Annotated in this window: 18 protein-coding genes; 9 read left to right on the top strand and 9 right to left on the bottom strand. The window is 50.7% G+C overall.

The features are described 5' to 3' along the window. Window positions 1–514 precede the first annotated feature (514 nt). From ACESSO_RS12375 to ACESSO_RS12360, 4 genes are all read left to right on the top strand, one after another. A complete protein-coding gene (locus tag ACESSO_RS12375; RefSeq protein WP_373165705.1) occupies window positions 515–2,458 on the top strand; it encodes an OPT family oligopeptide transporter in 1,944 nt (647 codons plus the stop codon). 75 nt (window positions 2,459–2,533) lie between these two features. Next, complete coding sequence (locus tag ACESSO_RS12370) at window positions 2,534–2,893, top strand: PqqD family protein (protein WP_373165704.1); 360 nt, start codon at window positions 2,534–2,536, stop codon at window positions 2,891–2,893. Beyond that, on the top strand, window positions 2,890–3,234 hold the full coding sequence (locus ACESSO_RS12365; RefSeq protein WP_373165703.1) for a hypothetical protein: 345 nt from the start codon (window positions 2,890–2,892) through the stop codon (window positions 3,232–3,234). The genes ACESSO_RS12370 and ACESSO_RS12365 overlap by 4 nt, the downstream gene beginning before the upstream one ends. 25 nt (window positions 3,235–3,259) lie before the next feature. Further along, a complete protein-coding gene (locus tag ACESSO_RS12360; protein ID WP_373165702.1) occupies window positions 3,260–4,702 on the top strand; it encodes an aminoacyl-histidine dipeptidase in 1,443 nt (480 codons plus the stop codon). A gap of 128 nt (window positions 4,703–4,830) precedes the next feature. Here the strand turns inward: ACESSO_RS12360 and ACESSO_RS12355 are convergent, their stop codons facing one another. Beyond that, window positions 4,831–5,442 carry an AAA family ATPase gene (locus ACESSO_RS12355; protein ID WP_373165701.1) on the bottom strand — a complete coding sequence of 204 codons (612 nt, stop codon included), beginning with the start codon at window positions 5,440–5,442 and terminating at the stop codon, window positions 4,831–4,833. A gap of 174 nt (window positions 5,443–5,616) precedes the next feature. After that, a complete protein-coding gene (gene murC, locus ACESSO_RS12350; protein ID WP_373165700.1) occupies window positions 5,617–6,987 on the bottom strand; it encodes a UDP-N-acetylmuramate--L-alanine ligase in 1,371 nt (456 codons plus the stop codon). Window positions 6,988–7,157: 170 nt separating this feature from the next. Here murC and ACESSO_RS12345 point away from each other — a divergent pair, with 170 nt between their 5' ends. Together ACESSO_RS12345 and ACESSO_RS12340 are read left to right on the top strand one after the other, a co-directional pair. Beyond that, on the top strand, window positions 7,158–7,433 hold the full coding sequence (locus tag ACESSO_RS12345; protein WP_373165698.1) for a SpoVG family protein: 276 nt from the start codon (window positions 7,158–7,160) through the stop codon (window positions 7,431–7,433). 66 nt (window positions 7,434–7,499) lie between these two features. Beyond that, window positions 7,500–8,630: a glycosyltransferase gene (locus tag ACESSO_RS12340; RefSeq protein WP_373165697.1), complete on the top strand. Its 1,131-nt coding sequence runs from the start codon at window positions 7,500–7,502 to the stop codon at window positions 8,628–8,630. Window positions 8,631–8,705: 75 nt separating this feature from the next. Here ACESSO_RS12340 and ACESSO_RS12335 read toward each other — a convergent pair whose 3' ends face one another. Continuing rightward, window positions 8,706–9,254, bottom strand: coding sequence for a TetR/AcrR family transcriptional regulator C-terminal domain-containing protein (locus tag ACESSO_RS12335; RefSeq protein WP_373165696.1), 549 nt, complete (start codon window positions 9,252–9,254; stop codon window positions 8,706–8,708). Window positions 9,255–9,424: 170 nt separating this feature from the next. Between ACESSO_RS12335 and ACESSO_RS12330 the strand changes: the two genes are divergently transcribed. Both ACESSO_RS12330 and ACESSO_RS12325 read left to right on the top strand, forming a co-directional pair. After that, complete coding sequence (locus ACESSO_RS12330; protein ID WP_373165695.1) at window positions 9,425–11,737, top strand: RND family transporter; 2,313 nt, start codon at window positions 9,425–9,427, stop codon at window positions 11,735–11,737. Beyond that, entirely contained in the window at window positions 11,724–13,829 is a 2,106-nt protein-coding gene (locus ACESSO_RS12325; protein ID WP_373165694.1) for a hypothetical protein, read from the top strand. Before ACESSO_RS12330 ends, ACESSO_RS12325 begins: the two co-directional genes overlap by 14 nt. Window positions 13,830–13,874: 45 nt before the next feature. Here ACESSO_RS12325 and ACESSO_RS12320 read toward each other — a convergent pair whose 3' ends face one another. Next, complete coding sequence (locus ACESSO_RS12320; protein ID WP_373165693.1) at window positions 13,875–15,662, bottom strand: Na/Pi cotransporter family protein; 1,788 nt, start codon at window positions 15,660–15,662, stop codon at window positions 13,875–13,877. Between the two features lie 117 nt (window positions 15,663–15,779). Between ACESSO_RS12320 and ACESSO_RS12315 the strand changes: the two genes are divergently transcribed. Continuing rightward, entirely contained in the window at window positions 15,780–16,442 is a 663-nt protein-coding gene (locus ACESSO_RS12315) for a gamma-glutamyl-gamma-aminobutyrate hydrolase family protein (RefSeq protein ID WP_373165691.1), read from the top strand. 66 nt (window positions 16,443–16,508) lie between these two features. On the opposite strand, the gene ACESSO_RS12310 is transcribed toward ACESSO_RS12315, so the two are convergent. From ACESSO_RS12310 to ACESSO_RS12290, 5 genes are all read right to left on the bottom strand, one after another. After that, entirely contained in the window at window positions 16,509–16,973 is a 465-nt protein-coding gene (locus tag ACESSO_RS12310; RefSeq protein ID WP_373165689.1) for a TspO/MBR family protein, read from the bottom strand. 64 nt (window positions 16,974–17,037) lie between these two features. Beyond that, window positions 17,038–17,187, bottom strand: coding sequence for a zinc ribbon domain-containing protein (locus ACESSO_RS12305; protein WP_373165688.1), 150 nt, complete (start codon window positions 17,185–17,187; stop codon window positions 17,038–17,040). 2 nt (window positions 17,188–17,189) lie between these two features. After that, complete coding sequence (locus ACESSO_RS12300) at window positions 17,190–17,849, bottom strand: ABC-2 transporter permease (RefSeq protein WP_373165687.1); 660 nt, start codon at window positions 17,847–17,849, stop codon at window positions 17,190–17,192. After that, window positions 17,846–18,697: an ABC transporter ATP-binding protein gene (locus ACESSO_RS12295; RefSeq protein ID WP_373165686.1), complete on the bottom strand. Its 852-nt coding sequence runs from the start codon at window positions 18,695–18,697 to the stop codon at window positions 17,846–17,848. Before ACESSO_RS12295 ends, ACESSO_RS12300 begins: the two co-directional genes overlap by 4 nt. Further along, the gene (locus ACESSO_RS12290; protein ID WP_373165794.1) at window positions 18,697–19,074 is read right to left on the bottom strand and encodes a GntR family transcriptional regulator; all 378 of its coding nucleotides are present in this window, start codon (window positions 19,072–19,074) and stop codon (window positions 18,697–18,699) included. The genes ACESSO_RS12295 and ACESSO_RS12290 overlap by 1 nt, the downstream gene beginning before the upstream one ends. Window positions 19,075–19,136: the final 62 nt, after the last annotated feature.

Here is a 19,136-nt window from a genome sequence, read left to right as displayed (position 1 = left end):
TGTTTAGTATACCTGCATTTTCAATATCCGACAAGCACTTTCGCCTCTTTGAAGGAAATTTTTTCCAGTTCACCTGCAACTGTATTTATTGCTACAACCATGTCACAGAGCACACGGCCACGGTATAAGCTAGCTCCGGAGGAGGTAACTGCTGTTTTTCTTGGATAACAAGCGTTTTTTGACCACAGTCAGGGTCGGAGCAGCCGAAATCAATGAATATAAGAGTGCCAAAGAGCACGTGCAGCCAAACGATGAGGCATCAAAAAACATATCTTTTTGTCCGGCATCTGCACTTTAGCACCTCTACAATCTAATAAATCAATCTTTCTCTATCAAAAAACGCACCTATACACAACCAAATTGCGCAAATTTATTATGAATTTGTCATTTTTCGTCACAAAAAATAAAAACATGCCTTGACGAACCGAGTATTATTGTATAGAATAATTAAAGTTGCTTGCATTGTTCTAAATAAGCATCGTTTCACTAAGCAACAGTTCAAGCAGCAAACAAAATGAAGGGATCGAATGTTGTGGAAAAGAAAGAATTCCAACCTTATGTTCCTGCCAACAAAGTCATGCCTGAGTTCACAGTGGTATCCATTCTGCTGGGCGCAATTCTGGCAATTGTCTTTGGCGGCGCGAACGCCTATCTAGGTCTGCGTGTTGGCATGACGGTATCTGCCTCCATTCCCGCAGCTGTTATCTCGATGGGCATCATCCGAAAAATTCTGCGGCGTGACTCCATTCTGGAGAACAACATGGTGCAGACCATTGGCTCTGCCGGCGAATCCGTTGCTGCCGGCGCGATTTTCACGCTTCCTGCCCTGTTCATGTGGGCAAAGGACGGCTTGTGCGATGTACCGTCTCTGGTTGAGATCGGCTTAATTGCACTGTGCGGCGGCGTGCTGGGTGTTCTGATGATGATCCCCCTGCGCAGCGCACTGATTGTAAAGGAGCACGGCGTGCTGGCCTATCCGGAAGGACAGGCTTGCGCAGAAGTTCTGATCGCCGGTGAGGAAGGCGGTTCCAAAGCATCTACCGTGTTCTCCGGTTTGGGTATTGCTGCACTGTATAAGTTTGTGGCTGATGGCCTGAAGATCTTCCCGAGCGAAATCACCTATGACATTTCCGCCTATAAGGGTTCGGGCATCGGTATTGATGTGCTGCCCGCTCTGGCCGGTGTCGGCTATATCTGCGGCGCACGAGTATCCTCCTACCTGTTTGCCGGCGGTGTGCTGGGTTGGTTGGTCATCATGCCACTGATGTACCTGTTTGGCGGCGATGCAATTCTCTTCCCTGTCACTGACATGACCATTAGTCAACAGGTTGCGGAAAGCGGTGTCTCCGCCCTGTGGGGTAACTATCTGCGTTACATTGGCGCCGGTGCCGTGGCCTGCGGCGGTGTGCTGAGTCTAATCAAATCTCTGCCCCTGATCATTCGCACTTTCAAGGATTCCATGGGTGTTTACGGCAAGAACCGCGAGGCCAGCAGTCTGCGTACCGATCAGGATATTCCGATGTCCACTGTGCTTATCGGCGTTCTGGTGATGGCTCTGGTTCTCTGGCTTGTTCCGGCAATCCCGCTGAACTTCTTTACCGCACTGATTGTTATTGTATTCGGCTTCTTTTTCGCAACCGTATCCTCCCGCATGGTTGGTCTGATTGGCTCATCTAACAATCCTGTTTCGGGCATGGCAATCGCCACGCTGCTGATCTCCACCATCCTGTTGAAGTCCACTGGTACCGTTGGAACGGAAGGTATGACGGCTGCTATTGTAATCGGCGGTATCATCTGTGTCATTGCTGCCATTGCTGGCGATACTTCTCAGGACCTCAAAACCGGCTTCTTGGTTGGCGCAACCCCGAGAAAGCAGCAGATTGGCGAACTGATTGGCGTTGTAGTCTCCTCGATTGCCATCGGCGGCATTCTTTATCTGCTTTCCATGGCTTGGGGCGGCTATGGTTCGGATGCACTGCCCGCACCGCAGGCAATGCTGATGAAAATGATCGTCGAAGGCGTTATGGGCGGCAATCTTCCTTGGAATCTCGTTTTTGCCGGTATCTTTATTGCACTGGTTGTCGAAATTCTGGGCCTCCCTGTTCTGCCCTTCTCCCTCGGTCTGTATCTGCCCATCTACCTCTCGGTTCCGATTATGCTGGGCGGTGTTTTGCGTTGGATTCTCGATAAGCGCAAGTACAACTCCGAGAAAGAAAAGTCTACCGTGGTTCAGTCCGGTATTCTGTACTCTTCCGGTTTGATTGCCGGTGAAGGTATTGTTGGTATCCTGCTGGCAATGCTGGCCGTCATTCCGATGGGCGCAGACAGCAACGTCGGCGCATTCATCGATTTGAGCAACGTCTTCAGCATCGGCCGGATCGGCGGTCTGATTGTGTTTGCACTTCTGCTGCTGAGCATTTACTTCTTTGCGACCAAGGAGCAGAAGAACGTCAAATAAAAAGATTGCTTTCTTCCAAACGGGGCTGTATACTTTGGTATGCAGCCCTATTTGATCATTTTAGGAGTGTATAATATGGCAAAGAAGCAGCAAAATTATCTGGACTTTGTCCCTGTGATCAATCCGCAGAATAGTTGGACACAAGACGCACAGGGTATCGTCACGATTGATATGGTGCATCGCGGCTTTTATGCGCGCATTGCGCAGAAATTCTTTCACACCCCTCGCATCAGTCACATCAAGCTGGATGAATACGGCAGTTTTCTATGGAAAGAAATTGACGGTTCTCAAACCGTGGGCGCTTTGGCACAGAAAATGAAAACGCAGTTCGGCGAACGGGCCGAACCCTTGTATGACCGTCTGGTCCAGTATATGCAGATTCTGCACAACAACCGTTTTATCCTGTTTCGTGGAAAGGACAAGGCAGCATCATGACAACAGGACAGATTATTTTCGGCATTTTTCTGTTTGCCGTAGTCACTGCAATTCTGTACGTCTGGGGACTGCGCAAAAGTATGACTCAGACCGCCGATCTGGAGCGGATTCTGCTAGGCAAAAGCGCAGCTCGCGTGATCAAGTATCTGAAGCATAACCCGACCATCACGCAAAAGGAAATTGCACGCCAAATCAAAAACGTTAAGGCCGGATTGTTCTGGTCCCGCAAGCATGTGGAAGTACAGAATGCCTCTGCCTTTGCCAAAAAGCTGATCCGCTATATGCTGGAGCAGCAGCTTCTGGAACAGGCTGGTAACGCCTGTTATAAACGAAAATTATAAATAATATAAAAAGGAGTATCGTACAATGAATGTTTTGTCACAATTAGAACCCCAAAGCGTATTCCGTTTTTTTGAGCAAATGTGTGCGATCCCACATGGTTCCGGCAATACCAAAGCTATCAGCGACTGGTGTGCTGCTTTTGCACAGGAGCGCAATCTGGAATACCATCAGGATGCCGACAACAATATCATCATTATCAAAGAAGCAACACCCGGCTATGAGCAGGCAGAACCGGTGATTTTGCAGGGTCATTTGGACATGGTGTGCGAGAAAGAACCCGGCTGCACCAAGGATATGGAAAAGGAAGGGCTGGATCTCGAAGTTGACGGCGACTTGATCCGTGCTAAGGGCACCACTTTGGGCGGTGATGACGGCATTGCCGTCGCTATGGCGCTGGCAGTTCTCGATGCTGACGATATTGTGCACCCGCGTGTGGAAGCTGTTTTTACGATTGACGAAGAAATTGGTCTGCTGGGGGCCGACTCGCTCGATGTCAGCCCGCTGCAAGGCCATAAGATGATCAACATGGACTCTGAAGTCGAGGGTATTTTCACGGTTAGCTGTGCAGGCGGCAACACCACCACTTGCATTCTTCCGCTGCGCCGCAACGCTTTTTCGGGCTGTCCCCTGCGTGTCACGGTCGGCGGTCTGACAGGCGGTCACTCCGGCGCTGAAATCGACAAAGGCCGTGCCAACGCCAATATGCTGATGGGCCGTGTTCTGCAAGCCGCTGCCGCGCGCACAGAGCTGCGCCTTACGGCCGTCAACGGCGGTTTGAAGAACAATGCTATTCCGGTCGAGTCCGTTGCCTGCATCATGGTCGAGAATGAAGCAAAGGCGCGCGCAGCCATCACGGAGATGGAACAAGCACTGCAAATCGAATACCATCTCACTGACCCCAACCTGTTTGTCCGCGCAGAAGCCGAGCAGCCGGCTCAGAATCCGCTGGATGCAGAAACCACCGGTAAAGTCCTTTGCATGCTGACCTGCCTGCCCAACGGTATCCAGGCCATGAGCGCAGATATTCCGGGGCTGGTACAGACTTCCCTCAACCTCGGTATTCTGACCACAGCTGATGAGGAACTGTGTGCCGTTTTCAGCCTGCGCAGCTCGATTGACTCCCAAAAGGAAATGCTCAAAAACCGTTTGACTTGCCTGATGGCACAACTGGGCGGCCATGTAGAATTTGAAGGAGAATACACAGGCTGGCAGTATCAGGAACACTCTCCCTTACGCGAATTGATGGCAGAGGTTTTTGAAGAGCAGTACGGCAAGGCGCCCAAAATCGAAGCCATCCATGCCGGTTTGGAATGTGGACTGTTTGCAGGAAAAATTCCCGGTCTGGACTGCGTTTCCATCGGTCCCGATCTTATGGAAATTCACACCCCCCGCGAACGCATGAGCATCAGTTCGGTGCAGCGTGTCTGGAGATTCTTAGTGGAAGTTCTCAAGCGTTCCAAATCATGAGCATGACACTGCAATCAGATACAATCAGGCAGCCAATTTTGACTGCTTAGCCAATATCAAAAAATGGAGAGCCGCACCTTATAGGCGCGGCTCTCCATTTTCTCTCTTTTCTCTCCCGTATTGGACAATTATTTCTTCAGACGGTTGACATACTCCAAAATAATATCCGTCGAATACTCTACGCCCAAACGACCCGCATTGACACACAGGTCATAGTGATCACACTTGCCCCATACCTTTCCGGTGTAGTAATTGTAGTAAGTAGAACGCTGCTTATCCATCTTTTCAAGTGCGGCTTCCGGGGTCTTGCCTTCAATCTCATAGTCGCCGCAAGTCTGGATTCGTTTTACGCGATCCTCAATAGAGCCATGGATAAAGAAATCAAATTTATTGGGGAAATCACGCAGCACGTGATCTGCACACCGACCGACTATGACACAAGACGAATCCTCCGCCATCTCACGAATAATATTGGACTGTGCCAAATATAACTGATCGGTCAGGCTCATTCCGTTAAGACCAACCGAACCGAACATCGTCAGAGAATACAAAAAGCTGTTGGTTGCGCGCTTATCAAGTTGTTCGAACAGTTTTTCGTCAAAACCGGTCTTTTTCGCCGCACGGGTAATCAATTCCCGGTCATAAAAAGGAATGCCAAGGCGGAGCGCGAGTTTCTGGCCGATCTCCCTGCCTCCGGTACCATATTCACGGCCAATAGTGATGATCAGATTGTTATTCATAACGCACCCTCCTTACTGACTCTTATTATACAAATTGCATAATACTTTGTGTTATCAGTATGCACCATTTTATAATTTTTGTCAAGATCATTTGAGAATTTTTTTGCAAACGGTATTTTTGCACATGCATATAAAAAGCGCTGCGAAACTTACTTCGCAGCGCTTTTTTACCACTTATTTGATGAGCATCGGCCCAACTGCATTGATATTTCCTGCGCCCATAGTCAGCACAAGGTCGTTCGGCCCAGCTTCCCGACGAAGATAATCCGCGATCTCCTCGAAGCTGTCCAGCGCAATTGCACCGGGTACTTCCTTTGCCAAATCGGAAGAATATATTCCAATTGTATTCTGCTCACGCGCCGCATAAATGGGTGCCAACACTGCTCGATCGCACATACGGAGCGCTTCGACAAATTCAGGGAAAAGCGCTTTGGTGCGCGTATAGGTGTGCGGCTGGAAGGCACACAAGATTCGATCGAAATGCATTTCCTTGGCCGTAGACAAGGTTGCCTTCATCTCGCTCGGATGATGCGCATAGTCATCTACCACTGTTGCACCATTCGGCATTTTGCCAACCAGCTGGAACCGGCGCGAGGAACCCGTAAACCGATTCAACCCACGCTCCGCTGCAGCACCCGGCACACCGAGAAATTCTGCCACAGCACAGCACGCCAATGCATTGAGCATATTATGCCGTCCGGGAACGGAAAGCTCTACCTTGGCATAGGGTGCGCCATCCACCAGCACAGTGAATCGATAATAACCGTTAACGTCGCTGATATCCGTTGCGCGCACATTTGCGCCATCATTCAGGCCAAAAGTACGGATGTGACGATCCAGCCCATCCACACAGCGCATGGCATTCGGGTCATCTCCGTTGACAACCACAAGACCGTTCATCGGCGTCAGCTCAACAAACGCACGGAACGAATGAATAATATCGTTGATATCCTTGAAAAAGTCCAGATGGTCTTCTTCCACATTGAGCACAACGGCAACTGTTGGCGCAAAAGACAGGAAGGAATTACAGTATTCGCAGCTTTCCGCCACAAAGCAGCCTTTACCGCCAATGCGCAGCGTACCGCCGATCGCAGGCAGATTGCTGCCGACCATCACAGTCGGGTCCATCTGCGCCTCCATCGTCATCAGAGTCATCATGGAGGTAGATGTGGTCTTGCCATGCGTACCCGCCAGACAGACCACATTTTCATAATCGCGCATCAGATGTCCCCACGCCTCCGCACGCTCCATCACCGGAATACCGAGTTCATGCGCACGGGCAATTTCCGGATTGTCGTCATGCACAGCGGCTGTACGCACAATAAGCGATACACCTTCCACGTTCTCCGCCTTATGCTCATAAACGATTTTCGCACCCAGCGCCTCCAGTCGAGCCGTCACATCGGTTTTCAACCGATCGGAACCGCTCACCGGCACTCCCCAACTCAGCAGCAGCTCCGCCAGCGAACTCATCGACACGCCGCCGATGCCAATCAGGTGTATTTTTTCCTTATTCTCAATATAGGGCTTGATAGACAGGGCCATTTCCCCAAAGCCTCCCGTTTTGTACTTTTTGCCGAGGAACGAAGATATCCTACCGCTCCGCAGCTTTGTATTTATTCTTACCAGACAAGGTATATTATAGTATAGTTTTGTTAAAATGAAAAGAGTCAAACAAACTAAAATCCCTGTTCTGACTCAAAAAGGAGTATCCCATGGAAATCACCGACATTAAATTCCGTCACATTGAACCCTCCGGTAAACTCAAAGCACTGGTTTCCGTCACCTTTGACGGCGTGCTGGCGGTGCATGACATCAAAATTATTGCCGGGCATGACCGACTGTTCCTCGCCATGCCATCCCGCCGCATGCCGGACGGACGCTTCCGCGACATTGCACATCCGGTCGGCGGCGCGCTGCGCAAGGCACTTGAGCAGCAGGTACTCGACGCCTATCTCGCCCTCTCTCACGAACAATCCGCCTCTTGCTAACGGTTTGGTTTGCATTTTTCGCGCCGATGCGGTAAAATAACTCTTGAACAAGGAGAGACACCGGTTATGAGAGTTTTGATTTTATCTGTCACCGCAGGTTATGGCCACCATGCCACCGCCAAAGCCATCGGCGATATGCTGACCAGCAAAGGCGCAGAGGTGCATACGCTGGACGTTTATGCCTATATCAGCAATCTGATTAAGAATACCATTGATAAGGGCTATCTGTTTTCGTCTAAACACATGCAGACATTGTACCGTCTGGTATACCAGCTTGCCGAAAATAATGGAGCAAGCTATTTTTCGAGCGCCCCAAGCATCATCAATATCATCAACGCACTGGGGGCTTCCAAATTTGCCAAGGTACTCGCAGGCTATGCCCCCGACACCATCATTTGCACGCATATTTTTGCGGCGCAAATGGTAGATGAGTTGAAAAAGCGCAAAAAGCTCGATGATATCACCACCATCGGCATTGTGACCGACTACACCCTGCACCCCTATTGGGAAGATGTACCGCGCGTACAGTATATTGTCACAGCGAGTGAACTGCTCACCTTCCGCTGCGTCAAGCGCGGCATTCCAGAGCGCCGTATTCTGCCCCTTGGTATTCCCGTGCATCCGAAATTCAACCAAACATTGTCACGAGCCGATGCCGCAGCGCAGCTGGACATTAACCCGAACATGCGTACGCTGCTCCTGATGGGCGGCAGCATGGGTTATGCCGACCATGTTAAAATTCTGGAAAAGCTAACCTCCATCGGCATTCCACTCCAACTGCTTGTAGTCTGCGGCAACAACAAGAAAATGCAGTCGCGCGTCGAACAATTTGCCTCCCGTTACGAGGGCGACTGCGTGGTCAAGCCGTATGGCTTTGTGAATAATGTCGAGGTGATGATGAGTGCATCCGACTGTATTGTTTCCAAGCCGGGCGGTCTGACCGTTTCCGAGGCGCTCGCCAAAAACCTGCCCATGCTGCTGGTTGACCCCATTCCCGGACACGAGGAACGCAATGTAGAATTTCTGGTAAACAATGGAATGGCTGCCCTGATCACCAAGCACTTCCCCATCGACGAAGCCGTGTATGAGCTATTCCGTAACCCGGTTCGTCTGCAAACCGTGCGTCAAACCATGCAGGCTATTGCACACCCGGACGCAACTGAGCGACTGGCAGAGTTTGTTCTGCACAATAAATAAATCTCTATAGTTAAAACGGCGTAGGACATTTTTGTGTCCTTCGCCGTTTTTTATATCGTCTACCAAATCATCGCATCAAGATTGCATCAAAGGCGCTAAAACCTTGGCCATCAATGCGATCATCTCGTTTTTAGGCACCGGCTGCGCTTCGGTAATCCACTTTTCCAGCATTCCTACGACTCCCATTGCAACAAATCGTGCAATATATACATCTTCCACACTGCGGTATGGCATGCCTTCCAGCCGACACTCTTCCAAAACGCCGATCAGTTTTTTCCCAAACCCCTCCACGCCGCTGCCCTTAATCAGTGCCGTGACAATTTCGCGGTTTTCTTCCAGATAATCCACCGCCCGGCTGAGAACCGGCTGCAATGTTGCAATCTCACTGGGCCGCAACCCCGCAATCATACCACGAAAGTCCGCAATCATCTCCGCTTCTATCCGCTCACGCAAATCATACACATCCCGATAATGCGCATAAAATGTTCCGCGGTTAATATCCGCCTCGCGCACAACATCGGTTACGGTAATGCTCTGAAAATCCTTTTGCTGCATCAGACGCGTCAGCGCCTGCCGCAGCAGTTTTTTTGTCCGCCGGATACGCTTATCCTCCTGTTGCTGCATAGTCCGTCCCTCCGTTCTTTTTTGCACATAAATAAACATATTTCATGATATTGTTTATTAACATTCATAACAGTCGTATTTGATTCTTGTGTATGTTATCCTTATGTTCTATACTATATCACGAAATAAAATTATACACAATATCTATTATCAGGAAAGTTGGTGCTTATTTGAAACAGGAAGGCCATCGTCCGGTTGACCTGATCATACATAAACGCAAGCAGATCGAAAAAGTTTTTGTTGTGCTGGTTGTGCTCAGCCTGATCTGCATCCCTATGGTCGGTGTCAACTACGATTTAACCAAGTACCTGCCGGACTCCTCACCTTCTGCGCAGGCGCTGGACATTATGCAGGAAGAGTTTACCTATCCCGGTATGGGACGGGTCATGCTGCAGGATGTCACACTGTACGAAGCCAAAAACATCAAAGACCGCATTGCCGAAGTGGATGGTGTGGATATGGTCATGTGGTGTGATACCACAACCAATATCTATGGCTCCGACTTGTTTATTGATTATTCCAGCATTGAAGACTATTACAAAGACGGCAACGCGTATATGGACGTCATCTTTCTGGAAAAAGACTCCTCCACGCGCACCCACAAGGCCGTAGCCGAAATCGAACAGATTGTCGGAGACCGCGGACTTGTGGCAGGCTCCGCAGTCTCAGACACCAACCTCGGCCCTACAATCAACGCAGAGGTTGCGCGTGTAATGATGTTGGCGGTTGTCATCATCTTTTTGATTTTGACGCTCACGACAACATCGTGGTTTGAACCCGTCCTGTTTCTGTCCGTGTTGGGCATTGCCATTGTCATCAACATGGGCTCTAACATCATTTTCGGTGAAATCTCCTTCCTTTCCAATGCAGTCGGCGCGGTTTTGCAGCTTGCCTGTTCGATGGACTACTCCATTTTCCTGCTGCATGCCTTTACAGAGGAAAAAGCCAACGGCGTGGAACCCGAACAGGCTATGGCCAATGCGCTGCGCACCGCCTTTTCTTCCATTGGTGCATCCGGCGCTACCACGATCGTCGGCTTTCTCGCACTGGCGCTCATGCGGTTCGGCATCGGTCCGGATATGGGCTTTGTGCTGGCAAAGGGCATCGCACTGAGCCTGCTGACTGTGCTGCTGCTGATGCCTGCTCTGATTTTACGTTTTCAAAACGTCATCGCCAAAACGCAGCATCGCTCCTTTATCCCCCGTCAATGGCGCGGGTTTGGCGAATTTTCCTATAAACTGCGCAAGCCGGTGCTGGCAGTGGTCGCCCTACTCATTATCCCTTGCTATGTTGCGCAAGGCATGGCTGACTTTACTTACGGCAACGAAGCGGTTGCCAACTCCCCCGGCACACCGGTGTATGAGGCCGAGCAGCAAATGAATGAGAAATTCGGCCAAAGCAATATGATGCTTGCGCTCATTCCGCTGGACGGTAACGTTACGGAAAAGGCCATGTGTGAGGAGATAAATGACCTTCCCTATGTGAAGTACGCGCTTGGGCTTGCTTCTGTCCTGCCGGATGGCATACCGGAAGGGTTCCTGCCGGAAAGTGTCACCGGCATGATGCACGGTGAAAACTGGGCGCGTGTCATCATCAATGTCCGGTCTGCCGGCGAAAGTGATGCTGCGTTTTCGTATGCAGATGAGATACGCACCATCATCAACCGCTATTATCCGGACGAACAGACCTATCTGGTTGGCGTCACGCCGTCCACGCAGGATATCAAGGATATTATTGTGCCGGATAACCAACTGGTCAATCTGGTTTCCCTGCTCGGCGTTGCGCTGGTCGTTGCAATTACCTATAAATCGCTATTGCTGCCAATTGTCGTACTGATTCCGATCGAATGCGCTGTGTTCATCAACACCGCTATGCCCTATATTTACGGACAGCGCACGATGTTCCTCGGTTTTATTATCGTCAGCTGTATCCAACTCGGCGCAACGATCGACTACTCTATTCTGCTGACCGGCAATTATCTGGATGCCCGTGCACAGGGCGACAAAAAAGAAGCCGCCATTCGTGCCGTCACCGTCAGCGCGGAATCCATTTTGACTTCCGGCATGATATTGATGACCGTGGCCTACGGTCTGTATTTCATGACCTCAGTCGAGGCTGTTTCCGGTTTAGGTCAACTGATTGGACGCGGCGCGCTCATCTCTGTGATTCTGGTGCTGTTTTTGCTTCCCGTCTGTCTGATGCTGTTCGACCGTTGGATTGTAAAACCGGACTACGCGCAGAAGAAGCACGCAAAGATGAACAGCATTCGCAGTAAGAAGCTGATTCTGCCGGTACTGAGTGAACTGCACCAGCAGCGTCTGCGTTTGATTGCGCAGATTCGTGAAAACCGTCGGGCACGACATCGGGAGATGCGAAAGAAATTCACACATCTGTTTTCTTCGCTTCGTCACAAGCCGCAGAATACTGATAACAGTCCATCTCAGCCCGACAACAAGGAGGATAAACACGATGATGAAACATAAATTTCGCCGTATCACGGCAGCTGCGCTGGCACTTCTGTGCGTGCTGCCGCAGGCGGCGCAAGCCGCCGCTCCCACCATCCAAACGGACGAAGCGGTCTATATCAATCTGGATTATTACGGCACGCCGGAAAACACCCGTATTGTCAAGGGAGTCAGTCTGAACGGACATACCGAGTTTACCGACTACGGCAATTATTCCGATGTCTACAATATGTCTACGCTTGACGAACCAACACTGAGCGACGGTGAGGTTTCCTGGGCGCTTGCAGATGACGGATTGCAGCGTTTCTATTACGAATGTGTTCCAGACAGCAGCAACACTATCCAGCTGCCGTGGAATTTTGATGTGTCTTACAAACTCAACGGCGTACCGGTAGAAGCAGAGAAATGTGCCGGCGCAAACGGTTTAATTGAAATGAATATCCACGCGATGCCTAACGACGCTGCAGGAGAATACTACAAAAACAACATGATGCTGGTTTGCGCCACGGGCATTGACATGAGCAAAGCGCTTTCCATCGACGCGCCCGGCGCGCAGGTTCAGTCAATTGGTACTTACAAAATCGTGATGTTTATGGGCCTTCCGGGTGAAGAGAGCACATTTACAGTGCGCATCGGCTCGAATTCCTTTGAAAGTATGGGACTTATCCTGTTTATGGCGCCTGCCACCCTCTCTTCCTTGGATATCCTGTCCGATATGCGAGATATCAAGGACAGATTGGGCAGCTCCGGGGACAGTCTATACGAAGGCTTAAGCAGCATGCTTGACTCCATGCAGTCCATGAAAAGCGGGCTGGGAGCACTTTCAAGCGGTATTTCCGGTATCAATTCTGTGCGCAAGCAGTTAATAGCCGACCGAGGCACAATAGATCCGCAGATCGACGCCGCATTATCCTCGCTGGAAACACTGGCTGGACAGACCGACTCGCTGATTCCCGAACTCAATTCCATGAAAACCACGCTGACCACGCTCAGTGCGACCATCAACAGCATGCTGGACACGGTGCAATCTACCACCGAAGATATCAATGGCTATCAGCAGCTTTTGAAAGATCTGGATACCACACTCGGCAATCTGGACGATTTTGTCAGCGATCTGCAAAATGCATCCGGCGATGACCTACTCCGTATCCGTCAGCTGCAAACCGACTTGGAAAACCTCAAGCAAGACACTAAGACTTTGCAAACCCATTTAAGCACGCTTCGAGAAAAAGCAGATGCACTCAGCAGCCAAATTTCCGCTTTGCAAGTCATTTTAGATGGCAGCGAGCTGAGCGAACCGTTGTATTCCCTGCTTTCCTCTCTTCTAAGCAGTGCTAGCGGTTCTCTTTCCGCTATCAAGCAAAGCATTCGGGCGCTGGAAGACATTCTTACCGATACCAATGGGCTTCTCGGAACCGCGGATTCCACGCTCAATGGTCTGGATCAAATCACCAATGTGCTGGATAACTATGATGGCATACCGCAGGATCTGATTGGAGAAGGCAAGGATCTCACCGTTTTGGCAGACCAAACACTCGAGCGAGTGCATCAGCTGATCGCGGATATTCCCGCACTATCCGCGTCTCTCGACCAGATAACCGAAACCACAAATACCGCTGCGGATAAATGCTCTGATTTGATGGTTGCTCTGACCAAGACCCTCACATCTGCCAACGATTTGCTGCAATCGGCAACAGATAATCTGCGCGCGATACGCGACAAGTCGGACGCTAGTCTGCAAACCTCTCTGGACGGTCTCATCGATGTACTCAACCGTGCATCTTCATCCAGCAGTTCCTCCGATCTGCAAAACGCCAACGATTCCATTCACAGTGCAATCAATGATGCAGAAAAAGATTTGGAAGAGGACACCAACGTACTGAACATTGATGCCGAAGCAGAACTGCAATCTGTTACCTCATCCCAAAATCCAACCCCATCCAGCTTGCAATTTATCCTGCGCACGCAGGAAATATCCACCCCTTCCGATTCAGATACCGCCTCATCAGATGAATCCGATAACGATCAGGGCGTTCTTTCTCGCATCGTTAATATCTTCAAAAAACTTTTTTCCGCAGTCTATGGCGTATTCACCTCGGAAAACACATAACAAAAGCGCCGCGTTCGATGGAACGCGGCGCTTTCTTTCCAAGCGTCAGCTTTTCTCCGCTATTTGTTCGACCTGCGTAAGATACTTTTGCTGATAATAACGCAACTTCTCTGCAAACTGAGGCGTAGCCTTATATTCCTGCTTGGCATAGGCATGCGTATCGAATTCCTCTGCACCTTCGCCGAGCTGAATGGTGTAAATCGCAATATTGGAGCAATGATCGCTGATTTTCTCCAAGTCATGCACAATATCGAGGAAGTGAATACCGGTCTGCATCGTGCACTCATTTCTGCTCAATCGCTCGATATGGCGGCTCTTGAGACGTTCCTTAAGCGTATCAACCACTTCTTCAATCGGTTCCACCGTTCTGGCAACCGATACCGAACGCGTCACATAGCCTTCCACTGTTAAATCAAGTGCTTCGCCGACCGCGCTGCACATCGCATGTAGCTCCTGCATAGCTGCCGGTGAGAACGACATATCTCCTTGACGGAACTCATCTACTCTGCCGAAAATATTCTGCGCGTAGTCGCCAATTTTCTCGAAATCAGAAAGTGAATGCATCATCTCAGCCAATTGCCGCCGCTGATCCACCGAACGGATGTTGTGAATATTGGTTAAATAGCGACCAATCTCCACTTCCGCACGATCCAAAAAGCTCTCATGCTCACGGAAAATATCCTCCTTCGGCATTCCTTCACCAAACAGAGGGTCGGTTGCCAAATGGAAATTCTGCTTGGCTGCATCACCCATATCCGCAATACACCGCTGCGCTTGCTCTAGCGCAAGCGACGGCGTAGTCAAAAAGCGCGGCTCCAGCTTGGAAAGCGGATCCTCCTGTACCTCGCCGGAAGGCACGCTCCATGTGGCCAGCTTTACCAGCAACCCGGTGAACGGCAGGAACAGAACCGTGCAGGTGACATTAAACAACGTATGGAAGTTTGCAATGCCGCCTTTATCGATCGCGGTGTTCCAGAACGGAAAGCCGACAGTATACTCTAGCGCATATACTGCAATCAGGAACACAATAGAGCCAATCAGATTAAAATAAAAGTGAACCATCGCGGTGCGGCGCGCGTTTTTCGAACCGCCCAGCGAGGATAGAAAAGCGGTAATACAGGTGCCGATATTTTGACCCAAAATAATGGGAATCGCCGCCGCATAGGTGATTGCCCCCGTGGTAGACAGCGCCTGCAAAATACCAACCGACGCCGAGGAGGACTGGATAATTGCGGTGACACCCGCGCCGACCAGCACACCCAGAACCGGGTTTGCAATCGTTGCAAACAGCTGCGCAAACTGCGGCAAATCCGCAAGCGGCGCAACCGCGCTCTCCATCACAGACATACCAATGAACAAAATACCGAAACCGGAAAAAATATCCGCAATATCGCGTGTGCGGCGTTTTTTTGCGAGCATCATGATGATGACACCTGCAAGCACAATCAAATACGCCAAATTTTTCGGCTTGAGCATTTGCATGAACAGATTTTCACTCACCGCTCCGCCGCTGTCCAAACGCAGGATTTGCGCTGTAATCGTCGTACCGATATTCGCGCCTAAAATCACGCCGACGGACTGCCGCAGCGACATGATGCCTGCATTAACAAAGCCAACCACCATGACGGTCGTAGCCGATGACGACTGAATCACCATCGTCACTACCAGACCCATCAGCAATGCCTTGAACACATTGCCGGTCATTTTTTCCAGTGTTTTTTCCAATTTGGAGCCTGCCGCACGCTCCAGACCCTTTCCCATTGTCGTCATGCCGTAGATGAACAGCGCCAAACCGCCAATCAACTGCACAATAGACAGCGCATTAAACTCCATGGGTTTCCTCCGTTTCACATCTCTCTTACAAATCTCTGATGTTCCCCATACATTTCTCAGTATACTGTTTTCGCTATTCTCTGTCAACGATAAAAACTTTTCATGGAGGGATATTGTGTGAAAGCCCCGTTAATATTGATTTCCAGCGGACGATTTATGGACACTTTGTCCATGAGCCGCCGTCAATCCGAATTGTACGCCGCCTGCCTGTCCGCAGCCGGCGGCGCCGGTGTGCTATACAGCGGCACCTCCGCCGCCGCACTGGCCGAACGCTTTGACGGCTTGCTGCTGGCAGGTGGCGGCGATATTCATCCCACCCGATACGGGCAGACGTGTGCCTGCAACCGGCTGTCCATCGACTCCGTGCGCGACGAAGAGGAGCAGGCACTGTTCGACGCATTTTTTGCGCGCAATAAGCCGATTCTTGGCATCTGTCGCGGAATGCAGGCCATCAATGTCTTTCTCGGCGGCACCCTGCACCAACACACAGACGGTCATGCGAACTGCTGTCATAGCGTCCACTGCACAGACTGGCTTGCCGAACAGATTGGCGCAAATGCTATGGTCAACAGCTACCATCATCAGATTGTTGACCGCATCGCAGACGATTTAACAGCTGTTGCCCATGCGCCGGACGAATCGGTGGAAGCGCTTGTCCACCCTTCCGCAGCGCTGCTCGGTGTGCAATGGCATCCGGAGCGCATGGTGCCATCAATATGCGAAGACGTGGCAGAGGGCAATCACCTGCCCCTGTTTTCCTGGCTGTGCGCACATTGCTAATACCAATTTCCGAAACAGGAAAGGAGCAGGGACAATTCCCCGCTCCTTTTTGTCCGTTACGTAATTTTAGCGGTTCAGCAACCAAATTGCTGCGTTCAGATACGTCGCAAACAGCAGCCACAACGCATACGGCACCAGCAACCATGCGGCGGTCGGGTTAATTTGCCGAAAGGCTACAATCGTTGCCGTCACCAATGCCAGCAGCAGCACCAGCCACATGAGCGCAATTCCGTACAAACCTGCGTTAAAAAACAGCAGCGGCCAAACAAAATTAGCAGCAAGCTGCGCGCCGTACCAGGTCAGTGCCCGCTTTTTTTCCTCTTGCGGCACGTCAGCCTTCCAAACCAGCACGCTGGCAATGCCCATCAGCAGATACAACACCGCCCAGACTACCGGAAACACCCATGGCGGTGGTGCCAACGGCGGCTGTACCAGTGCGCCATATGTGGCCATGCTTCCCATGGTCAGCCGACCGGCCAAGCCACCAACCGCCAACGGAATCGCAAGGCCTATTATCCAAACCCACAGCAATACTCTCCCTCCCTTTACGGTCAGGATATGGTTTACCGCGCGTTTTTATGCATCAAAAACAATTTTACAATAAGCCGAGCAGCAGCATTTCCTCCACGGTCAGCGCGTCGTCCTCAGTCTCGCCGTGCTGCAAAAAACGCAGCTTCGCACCGCAGTTGGGGCAGGTTTCTCGGTCATCGTCAAAAGATTTGCCACAGTATTCGCAAAATTTCATGCTCACAGCTCCTTTTTTTGATAGGTATGCACGCTGACAGCATAGCTTATCGCATACACCACAAAGCAGACGAGCAGTGCCGCTATCGTTGGTAGGACAATTGGTGCGGTTTCCAGCCGGTTAAATCCCTGTTTGATCGCATCCACTATGCCGGGTATAATGCCGAACTTGACAATTCCCGCCATCGCCAGAATTGGTATCCAAACCACCGCGATCAGGATATACCGCGACTTCTCTACGCCGAATTTAAACGTCACCGCGAACATCGGCCCCATCAGCAGCAACGAGAGCAGCTCGCCTCCAAACAGACTGAGCATATTTTCCATCATTGATATTGATGGATCAACCAGCGAATAGACCACCGTCATTGCTGCGGCCAGCGCAAGCAGTGTCAGATTGACCAACAACCCCATCAGATACTTGCTTCTGACCACTTCGTGCCGTAAAATCGGCAGCGACAGGCTGAGCTTATCCCATCCATAAGCCTGATCCGAGGCGCACAGCGTCGCTGGCAACAAGATACTAAGCATAACGACGATCATAATGAAAAACATCGGGCGGCTCCATGCAAAAGCGGCGAACGCAAACACCGCCAGAATAAACAGCATTGACCGGATTGACTGGCGGAAATTCATCCAGTCCGCATACAGCATCGCTTTCATTTCGCATTCTCCCCTCTCGTCAGAAACAGCATCATTTGCTCAATATTGACCGGATCGACCGTCCAGTTAGCCGGCACGCCATCGCGGCGCACCAATGCCTCGCAGCCGAACGCACCCACGCGCTTGCCGCGCACTGCAGACGGGTCGAGTGCGGCAAGTTGCTCTGCCGTGCAGTGCAGCACACCATAGGTATCCAATAGCACATCGCGCGGCTCGGACAAAACAATACGTCCCTGATGAATGAACGTGATATAATCCGCAATTTTATCCAGATCGCTTGTAATATGACTGGACAGTAGAATCGAGTGTCCTTCATCCTGCATGAAGTCGTAAAACAGGTCGAGTACCTCATCGCGTACGACAGGGTCAAGACCGCTGGTCGGTTCGTCCATGAGGAGTAGCTCCGCATCATGTGACATCGCCGCGGCAATATTGACCTTCATACGCATGCCTTTAGAATAGTCCTTGATTTTTTTGCCTGTGTCGATGCCAAATCGTTTCAAAAAATCGAAAAACTGCTCGGAATGCCAATTTCGATATGCCTTTCCCATCAGCACATCCACCTGACGGGCATTCATCGTGTTGAGAAAACAGCCATCTTCGAGCACCACGCCGATTCGTTCCTTGACCGCGCGTTCGTCCGCAATATTGTCCTGCCCCAACAAGCAGATACTGCCTGCATCGCGGTGAATCAGATTCAAAATTGCTTTAATAGTTGTGGTCTTACCCGCACCATTTTCCCCAATGAACCCCATTACACATCCGCTCGGCAGCGTAAACGAGACATCTTTGAGCGCAAATCCTTTATATTGCTTACACAGACCCGTAATCTCCAATGCGTTTTCCATCATATCCCCTCCTCAAATACCGCGGCTGCAATCTCAAGAAATTCATCCTTTTCCAAATTGCCCAGATGCGCCGCCTTTGCCGCTTCTTCCAGATGTGTCTCTACCCGACGGAGCTGTTCCTCGCGCAGCAACTCCACCCCCACCGGGGCCACGAAACTGCCGCGACCGGTCTGGCTGATGATAAATCCTTCCCGTTCCAACTCCTCATACGCACGCTTGGTTGTAATCACACTGATGCGCAGATCCTTCGCCAGTAAGCGCATAGACGGCAGCGCTTCGCCCGGCTGCAGCTCACCACCGACAATTTTAGCCTTGATTTGCCGTGCAATTTGCTCATAAATCGGTGTACCATCCACGTTCGACAGGATGATGTCCATTGCATCCTCCCCTTCCATATCGTATATACTCATTATATACAATATGAACATTATGTCAACCC

This window comes from Agathobaculum sp. Marseille-P7918, from assembly GCF_964248325.1.
In the GTDB taxonomy this organism is placed as follows: Bacteria; Bacillota; Clostridia; order Oscillospirales; family Butyricicoccaceae; genus Agathobaculum.
This window is presented reverse-complemented; position numbering and strand designations above follow the sequence as displayed.

Bases quoted from the DNA above. Each gene is read 5' to 3' on its own strand.
- ACESSO_RS12345 (WP_373165698.1), top strand. From the start codon at position 7,158: ATGGAAATCACCGACATTAAATTCCGTCACATTGAACCCTCCGGTAAA.
- murC (WP_373165700.1), bottom strand. From the start codon at position 6,987: ATGGCCCTGTCTATCAAGCCCTATATTGAGAATAAGGAAAAAATACAC.
- ACESSO_RS12300 (WP_373165687.1), bottom strand. From the start codon at position 17,849: ATGAAAGCGATGCTGTATGCGGACTGGATGAATTTCCGCCAGTCAATC.
- ACESSO_RS12290 (WP_373165794.1), bottom strand. From the start codon at position 19,074: ATGGACATCATCCTGTCGAACGTGGATGGTACACCGATTTATGAGCAA.
- ACESSO_RS12365 (WP_373165703.1), top strand. From the start codon at position 2,890: ATGACAACAGGACAGATTATTTTCGGCATTTTTCTGTTTGCCGTAGTC.
- ACESSO_RS12375 (WP_373165705.1), top strand. From the start codon at position 515: ATGAAGGGATCGAATGTTGTGGAAAAGAAAGAATTCCAACCTTATGTT.
- ACESSO_RS12335 (WP_373165696.1), bottom strand. From the start codon at position 9,254: ATGCAGCAACAGGAGGATAAGCGTATCCGGCGGACAAAAAAACTGCTG.
- ACESSO_RS12295 (WP_373165686.1), bottom strand. From the start codon at position 18,697: ATGGAAAACGCATTGGAGATTACGGGTCTGTGTAAGCAATATAAAGGA.
- ACESSO_RS12305 (WP_373165688.1), bottom strand. From the start codon at position 17,187: ATGAAATTTTGCGAATACTGTGGCAAATCTTTTGACGATGACCGAGAA.
- ACESSO_RS12340 (WP_373165697.1), top strand. From the start codon at position 7,500: ATGAGAGTTTTGATTTTATCTGTCACCGCAGGTTATGGCCACCATGCC.
- ACESSO_RS12325 (WP_373165694.1), top strand. From the start codon at position 11,724: ATGATGAAACATAAATTTCGCCGTATCACGGCAGCTGCGCTGGCACTT.
- ACESSO_RS12355 (WP_373165701.1), bottom strand. From the start codon at position 5,442: ATGAATAACAATCTGATCATCACTATTGGCCGTGAATATGGTACCGGA.
- ACESSO_RS12360 (WP_373165702.1), top strand. From the start codon at position 3,260: ATGAATGTTTTGTCACAATTAGAACCCCAAAGCGTATTCCGTTTTTTT.
- ACESSO_RS12370 (WP_373165704.1), top strand. From the start codon at position 2,534: ATGGCAAAGAAGCAGCAAAATTATCTGGACTTTGTCCCTGTGATCAAT.
- ACESSO_RS12320 (WP_373165693.1), bottom strand. From the start codon at position 15,662: ATGGAGTTTAATGCGCTGTCTATTGTGCAGTTGATTGGCGGTTTGGCG.